Raw genomic sequence first — 7,087 nt, forward strand, 5'->3', positions numbered from 1 at the left:
GGGCAGCGAAATAGAGGCCGATGCCGACAGCTGCGAGCAGCGTCACGCCGAGGAAGATTGCGGTTAGAGGCAGGCGGGGGCCTCTCGCCCGCCTGTCGTCGCGGTCGGGCATCACCTCTGCGTCGTCGTCTCCGGTCGATGGAGGGGACGACAAGTCGATCTCCGGCGCACCGGGAAAAGCCGCTTCCGGCATGATATCGGGAACGACCGGCAAGACGCGCGAGCGCGGCGCGTCGGCAGCAGGGGGCGCGTAGGAAGCATGGGGCGCTTCGGATGCAGGAGGCTTCGCCGGACCATCGATAACGACGTCAGGCGGGGACACGGGTTCAGCATCGGCGCCGCCATCCGGTTCGGCTTCGGCTTCGCTGTCGGCCGGCTGCTTCACCGCCGGTGCGGCAGCGTCATCATCGGTCGGCCGGCCCACGCCGGAAACCGCCGGCAGGAACTCGGATTCGATTTCGGTGATCTTGGCCTGCACCGCCTTGCGGCGCTTGATGGCGACTTCCACCGTCACGCCCGGGTTGGCCTGCAGGGCACGGTCAAGTGCGGCGAAGGCCGATCGATAGACCCGCTCGCGAAACGCGCGGTCTTCGGCATTGCCTTTCTCGAAGGCATTCCGGATCGCTTTTTCGATCGCGTCCAAACGGGACCCCTCTGCACGTACGGTCACATTGTCATGATCGTTAGCCGTAGGCGATCAATCAATCAACGGGCCAGCGGCCGCATTCTGCCTTGGCGAGGCATCCAAAGCCCATTTCGGCGGTTTTCGTTAAAGGAATCAACATTTTTCGCCGGTTTCCCGATGCAGCGGCGACGCGACCGCGCAACCTGCCGGTACGGCATCGCGCCACCGAATGACGGATCGGCGCGGCGGCCGCTTGTAGGCGCGGCATGAGCCCACACGAAATGCCAAGTCCCATCTTGAATTTATGGTGGGTTGCGTCTATCACCCAGCGCATCTTGGAGGCCTCGGCTTCCCGGGCCGCTTTAGCTCAGTTGGTAGAGCACATCATTCGTAATGATGGGGTCAGGTGTTCGAGTCACCTAAGCGGCACCAAGATTTTCAAGGGTTGCGGGCCCAAAGCGCTCCTCACCACACCGCAAATTCGAGATCAGGACACATTTCGGGACACAAAACCGAGCGTCGGTGGTGTCGATAGTCGCCAGGACCAGCAAGGAGCGCCATGGCTCGCAGCCCCAAGGACGATACCAATATGAGTTCGTGGAGCGTGCTGCAACCCCCGCATAGCTGGCTGTTTGCAGCCGATAACCTCCATGCTCAAGCGACGGCTCTTGCCCGCGCAAAAGGAAAAGGGCTGATCGTTCAGATCGACGCGAATGACAAGGTCCTGGGCCACTGGGACGAGGCGAATAAGGCGGTCTTTCTGCTAGGTGGATCGCCCCTTGAGAATGCCATCAAGGCATTCCTCATTTATGAGAACCCGACATCATGGATCTCGAATGGTGGGCTCATTCGCCGGTCGAGCTCCAAAGTCGGTCGAGGCTGATCCCTTACAAAAATAGGCACCGGCTCGTGCTCGCTACCTTCGAGATCGGGTTAGAATCTTGGGCTAGCTATCCTTGCGCCCTCTCGGTCGAAGCGTCGGCGCCTGAGCCTGCAATGACGAACGCAATCTGAACCGGCTATATTTTTCCTGATGCGCGCTATGGCCGTCGGCTTCAGCGGCTGCTTTCGCAGGGGTACTGGCAGGGCCCGCACGGGTTCAAAGGCCGATGGACATTTCGTGGCGATTTTCTGATCGCGGCAAGGAAGGTTTAGGGCCGCGCCGGCCACCTTGGACACGTTGGACAGTCACGCGCGCGAGCCCATCAGATCAGCCTGGGCTGCACCAGGCCTGATCGGTGCGCTTCCGGCAGCTTCGGATGCTGGTGGCCGCAGCCTTCCCGGCCGAACTCGTAGATCTCGAGACCGACCTCATCGTGCAGCCACGCGCTGACGTAGCCGCGGTGACAGAAAGGTGACAGAGAAATTGGCGTATCGCGGCCGCTCCCAGCAAAGGAGCGCCGCCGACCGGCCTCGTGCCAGATCCCTCGATCCGGCAAACGGTTTCACCTGGATCGAGCCTGGCGAGCTGATCAAGGTAACGCCGGCGATATTCGTCGACGTCGACGCTCTTGAACCATTCGCCGGGGGCGAGTTCGCGCAGCGCGGGGATCTCCCGAAGGCGATGCGGCGCCCACCGCGCGATCGATATCAGCGCGAACTGCGGCGGGAGCTGGGTAAACTCGGGAGGCTGATCAGTGCGCGTTATCCATCCTGTCCTCGCTCTTCAGGCATCAGGAGTGATTAGCCTCAGAGGCTTGGCCATTGCGCTCAACAACCGTGGGGTCAGAACGGCGTGGGGCGGCCAATGGGAGGCCTCGAACGTTCGCAACTGCCTTACATCGAAAAGTAGAACGGGCCTGCCACTCTAGCTTCGCGTCCCCCCAGTTCCGCACTGCAGTCGGACTTGATGTTCGAATTGCCGCTCATCTTGATCGTGTCGGCAACGATGCGCAGGCAGTTGCTGCTTGTTCCGTTGTTACCATTGTAGGTCAGGTCGCCATAGGGGAAGTATAGGACGCCGTTCAGATCAGTGGCGCCATTTCCATTGAACAGGTGGGACGATGTGTTCGCTCGTGCCGACATCATCAGCATGCCGGCATAGTCGCCTGTCTGCGGCGCGCTCAATGACAACGAACCGTTGCCGTTCACTGTTATGCCGCCATCAGCCATGAAGATGGTCACGCCGGCGCCGGTCACTGTGCCTTTGACGGAAAGAGAACCTTCGACATAATAGAGACCCGGCTCCAGGGTTTTATCGCCGCTCAGATCGAGATTTCGATACCGCCCTGGACTGACTGTCAAGTCGCCAGCTTTCGGATTGGGATACAAGATTGGTGGTACCGGTTCCACCAGGTTACCCCATGGGTCAGGCAGTCGCCACGCATTGACGCGATTTTGCTCACAATCGGTGATCAGTCCGCTGGTCGCCACTATTCCGCCAGATGATTGAATGCAGTCCGCCTCAAGGGACGCGTCGCCGCCAACATAGATGGAATCCGGAGCAGACGAATTGGAAGCGATAACGCAGCCATCCATGATGACTGTGGTGCTCCCGGCCGCCTCGAAGGCGCGCGGCGCGGCCCGGTTGAGGGCATAGATGCACGCAGTATCACCATTGTTGGACGTTATGCGGGACCGGACGAGAATCTTGGTGGTTGACGGTCCATCGCCGCCGATTGAGCGCGGAATGAGATAGGTGTAGTTGAGGCTGGATTCAGTCCTGAGGCTCTGGCTTCCGTCGTTTTCCGTCGCCAGACCGTGATAGACGAGCGAGGGTATGTTATCCGCGCTTGCATCGACCGATGCCAAGTTGGCTTTGAGTAGCTTGTCGCCAAGAGCCTGTAGCTCACCGTCGCTCAGGCCCGAGTTGACCTTAACGGCGATCTCCATGCTTGCTGCATCCAGAGCCGATTGAAGCCTGCTCCGCTCGCGGTTCATGTTCGCGAAATCCACCGCGGCGCCGACTGCTGCAAGCATAGGAAGCAGCATGACAACGAGACCGGTCGCAAAGTTACCGCGGCTGTCTCGAAAGAACCGTTTCACAAGCAGAATTTGGTGCATCATGCCGGCAAAATGCATCCCTGCGGCGAAGAAGTTGTTTCATTGATCACTAAACTCTTAAGTAGGACGGAATTCATCCTCACAGAAAAGCTGCCGGACGGTCAAACCGCTGTCCGGATGGAGGATGCGGCCGTTCCGTGGCCGCGAATGCAGAGCGCTCTCAGCGAGCGGGTGCAGGTATCGCTCGACTGTGCACAGCGCCGAACGGTTATCCGTCGCTAATTCTATTGAAAAATAAACATTCGAAATGGGTGATCGCAGGACTAATCGTGACCTATTCCAGTTTAGAAGGGCAAGTTCTGGCGCTGAACAACACGCCAGATCCGTTCTACGCCACCATTTCGCTCCAGAACCGATCTAGCCAGGCTTTCTACAATTTTTCACGTTGGATCCCGCGGCGGCCTGTAAGCCAATCTGCAATTCGTTGGATCCGGCAACGGTTCGAACGCTGCTACGACTTGTTCATCAGTGCGAGGTTGGCATCGACCACCGAGGTATCGGTCATTCCTGCCTTGGCCTCCAGAAGCAATTCGCGGGCTTTTTTCTTGTTGCCGCGCAACAATTGCGAATACCCCATATTGTTGAGGATGTGGGCCCGGCGGCCGGCAACCACAACAAGCTGATCGTAAGCGCGGTCGGCAAAATCGAAGCGGCCGAGCTGGTCGTAGGAGGCGGCAAGTCCCAGCCATGCCTCGGCATTGTCGGACCGAAGTTCCACCGCCTTGCGGAAGTGCTTTTCCGCCAACCCATAATTGGCTTCGCGGAACTGCGTCTTGCCAGATACGAGATCAGCCCTGCTGATGTCGGTCGTCGCCGGAGCGATCGACGTGGTCTCGGTGACGTCGACGCTGCTCGTCGTGCATCCCGTCACAATCGTCACGACTGCGACCGCAGCCAACGCGGCGAATTTCGATTGCCCCATAATCTGCCCCATCCGGCCGCTTGGCGGGCCGTCTCATCAAGCACCATAGCGGGTTCGGCTTAAGCTTCGGTGGCGGGTTTCGAGCAAATATTAGGAAAGCCGAACATATTGGATTAACTATCGACTGGAGCGGGATCAGTCGCCTGCCGTCATTTTCACGATGATCGGGATGATGGCGATCATCAGCACGACTGGCAGGATGCAGATCGTAACCGGCACCGACATCTTTGCCGGCAGCGCGTGCGCCTTTTCCTCAGCTATCGACATGCGCTTGTGACGCATCTCGTCCGAATAGACCCGAAGCGCGCCCGAGAGGCTGGTGCCAAGCTCCTTCGATTGCTGAAGCAGCGTGGCGAAGGAGCGTACCTCGTCGAGGCTCAGGCGATCAGCCAACGATTTCAGCGCATCGTCAAGGCTGCGCCCTGCCCTGAGTTCGAGCGAGACAAGCTGAAGGTTCTGGCTGAGCGAGGGATAAGTGATGAAGAGCTCTTTCGACACTCGCTCGATCCCGGCCTCCATGCTCATGCCGGCGTCCGCGCAGACGATCATCAGGTCCATGAAATCGGGAAAGCCATTGCGGTATTCCCGCCTTTTCGTACGGACCTGCGAGGTCAATACAAGACCCGGCAGAAAATAACCGGCGCCACCGGACATGATGATAAAAGTCCATCGGCTCGGAACTGCCGATTCAGCACCAAACCAGCGGACGACCAGAAACGCACCAACGGCTCCAGCCAGGAAGCCGACAAAGCGGATGACAAAAAACCTGCCGACCGCGCCTGGATCCATGTGACCAGCCTGGATGAGTTTCATCCGCAGCCGCGCAACGTTTTCCGGATCGCTTTTGGCGTAGAATTCATGGGCGGTTTTCATCGCCTTGTCGCGGACGGCGCTGGCGTTCCGTTTCGGCGCGGCGGTCGGCTTGGGTGCCTCCGCAACCTCGGAGACTTCGACCTTGAGCCGGCGCTTCAAGTCGCCGCGTCCTCCACGCGCGGTACTCCACTGCCAGACAATCGCTCCTCCTCCCACGGCGAGCAGCAAAAGCGCCAGCGACGTCGGGCGAAGGGAGGCAAGGAGGCCGATCAGGGTTTCCATGTCAGAATTTGAAGTTCGACATCTTGAACATCATGGCGTTGCCCAGCATCAGCCATAAGATCGAACCGCCCAACAGATACCAAGTCATCGGCTCGCCCCAGACGCTCTCGTAGAATTGCGGCATCATGACCATGATGCCGACCATCAGCAGCGCCGGTACGGCGGTCAGGATATATGCCGACATGCGGCCCTCGGTCGAGATTGCTCGCACTTTGCGCCGCAGCTTTCCGCGCTCGCGGATGACCGACGACAGACCATCCAGGATTTCGCGCAGATTGCCGCCTGAGCTGCTCTGGATCGACACAGCGGTGACGAACAGCGGCAGGTCCTCGTGTCCGACGCGCTCGAACAGCGAATGCAGCGCGGAAACCAGGTCGGAGCCATAGGTCACTTCGTCGGCGATCACGCCGAATTCGGTGCCGATCGGGTCGGCCATTTCACGCGCCACCATCGAGATCGCCACCGGAACCGGATGCCCTGCCTTGAGGCTCCGCGTGATGAGTTCCAGGGCTTCTGGAAGCTGCATTCCGAACATCTTGTGCCGCCGCTTGCGCAGGAACCGCAGGGCCACGATCGGAAAGACCAAACACATGACCGGAAGCACTGCCAGTGCAATAATCAGCGGCAGGCCGTAGGAAACGGCAAACAGGCAGATGCCAAGCGCCAGACCCGACGTGATCAGCAAAAATTTCGGCAGCGGTAGGACCATGCCGGACTGGATCCGCAGCTCCCGAATCCGGTCGAGCGAAAGCATCGAAGCACCGCCTTCCATCCCACGCTCTTTGCGCAGTTGGATCAGCACCTGCTCTTGGCTGAGGTTTTTCTCCTGCAGCTTCATTCGCCGATTGATCGCCATGCGGCGATCCCGGTGCCCGGCGTAAAGCAGGTAAAACGCTTCGGCGATCATGATGCCGGTCAGGCCGGCGCCGGCATAAATCACATAGATGGCGCTGAATCCCTCGAGCATTGATTATTCCTGCTGTCTGCCAGGCTCGAAATACCGCCCAGGAAATTCGATGCCCATCGCCTTCAGGTCTTCGAGGAAGCGCGGGCGCAGGCCGGTCGCCTCGAAGTGGCCAAGGATCGTCCCGTCCGCTTCCATGCCGGTGCGCACGAAGCGAAATATCTCCTGCATCTGGATCACGTCGCCTTCCATCCCGGTCACTTCGGCGACGCTCGTGACCTTGCGCTTGCCGTCGGACAGCCGGGTAAGCTGCACGATGATGTCGAGCGCGCTTGCGATCTGGCTGCGGATCGACTGCACGGTCATCGGCATTCCGGTCATGCCGAGCATCTGTTCGAGACGGGAAATCGCGTCGCGCGGCGTGTTGGCATGAATGGTCGCCATCGAGCCTTCGTGGCCGGTGTTCATCGCCTGAAGCATGTCGAAGGCTTCCTCGCCGCGGCACTCGCCGAGGATGACGCGGTCCGGTCGCATGCGC

Annotated in this window: 8 protein-coding genes, 1 tRNA gene and 1 pseudogene; 3 read left to right on the plus strand and 7 right to left on the minus strand. The window is 59.7% G+C overall.

Going from position 1 to position 7,087, the window contains the following annotated elements; translation table 11 throughout:
* A pseudogene (locus tag EOA85_RS22585) lies at window positions 1-643 on the minus strand (hypothetical protein); the annotation flags it as partial.
* 338 nt (window positions 644-981) lie between these two features.
* Here EOA85_RS22585 and EOA85_RS22590 point away from each other — a divergent pair.
* Window positions 982-1,057, plus strand: a tRNA-Thr gene (locus EOA85_RS22590).
* Window positions 1,058-1,184: 127 nt separating this feature from the next.
* Window positions 1,185-1,508 (plus strand): hypothetical protein, encoded by a 324-nt coding sequence (locus EOA85_RS22595; RefSeq protein ID WP_127211230.1) that lies wholly within the window; start codon window positions 1,185-1,187, stop codon window positions 1,506-1,508.
* 322 nt (window positions 1,509-1,830) lie between these two features.
* Here the strand turns inward: EOA85_RS22595 and EOA85_RS22600 are convergent, their stop codons facing one another.
* Entirely contained in the window at window positions 1,831-2,064 is a 234-nt protein-coding gene (locus EOA85_RS22600) for a hypothetical protein (RefSeq protein WP_127211231.1), read from the minus strand.
* A gap of 240 nt (window positions 2,065-2,304) precedes the next feature.
* On the opposite strand from EOA85_RS22600, the gene EOA85_RS40140 reads away from it, so the two are divergent.
* Window positions 2,305-2,436: a recombinase family protein gene (locus EOA85_RS40140; RefSeq protein ID WP_348627924.1), complete on the plus strand. Its 132-nt coding sequence runs from the start codon at window positions 2,305-2,307 to the stop codon at window positions 2,434-2,436.
* Here EOA85_RS40140 and EOA85_RS22605 read toward each other — a convergent pair.
* From EOA85_RS22605 to EOA85_RS22625, 5 genes are all read right to left on the minus strand, one after another.
* Complete coding sequence (locus EOA85_RS22605) at window positions 2,402-3,646, minus strand: TadE/TadG family type IV pilus assembly protein (RefSeq protein ID WP_127211232.1); 1,245 nt, start codon at window positions 3,644-3,646, stop codon at window positions 2,402-2,404. The two genes, EOA85_RS40140 and EOA85_RS22605, sit on opposite strands and share 35 nt — an antisense overlap.
* Window positions 3,647-4,079: 433 nt before the next feature.
* Window positions 4,080-4,550 (minus strand): tetratricopeptide repeat protein, encoded by a 471-nt coding sequence (locus EOA85_RS22610; protein WP_127211233.1) that lies wholly within the window; start codon window positions 4,548-4,550, stop codon window positions 4,080-4,082.
* A 135-nt stretch (window positions 4,551-4,685) separates the two neighbouring features.
* Window positions 4,686-5,645 carry a type II secretion system F family protein gene (locus EOA85_RS22615; RefSeq protein ID WP_127211234.1) on the minus strand — a complete coding sequence of 320 codons (960 nt, stop codon included), beginning with the start codon at window positions 5,643-5,645 and terminating at the stop codon, window positions 4,686-4,688.
* 1 nt (window position 5,646) lies between these two features.
* The gene (locus tag EOA85_RS22620) at window positions 5,647-6,612 is read right to left on the minus strand and encodes a type II secretion system F family protein (protein WP_127211235.1); all 966 of its coding nucleotides are present in this window, start codon (window positions 6,610-6,612) and stop codon (window positions 5,647-5,649) included.
* A gap of 3 nt (window positions 6,613-6,615) precedes the next feature.
* A partial coding sequence (locus EOA85_RS22625) for an ATPase, T2SS/T4P/T4SS family (RefSeq protein ID WP_164759811.1) occupies window positions 6,616-7,087 on the minus strand: 472 nt, incomplete at its 5' end.

This window comes from Mesorhizobium sp. M5C.F.Ca.IN.020.29.1.1, assembly GCF_003997375.1.
GTDB lineage: Bacteria > Pseudomonadota > Alphaproteobacteria > Rhizobiales > Rhizobiaceae > Mesorhizobium > Mesorhizobium wenxiniae.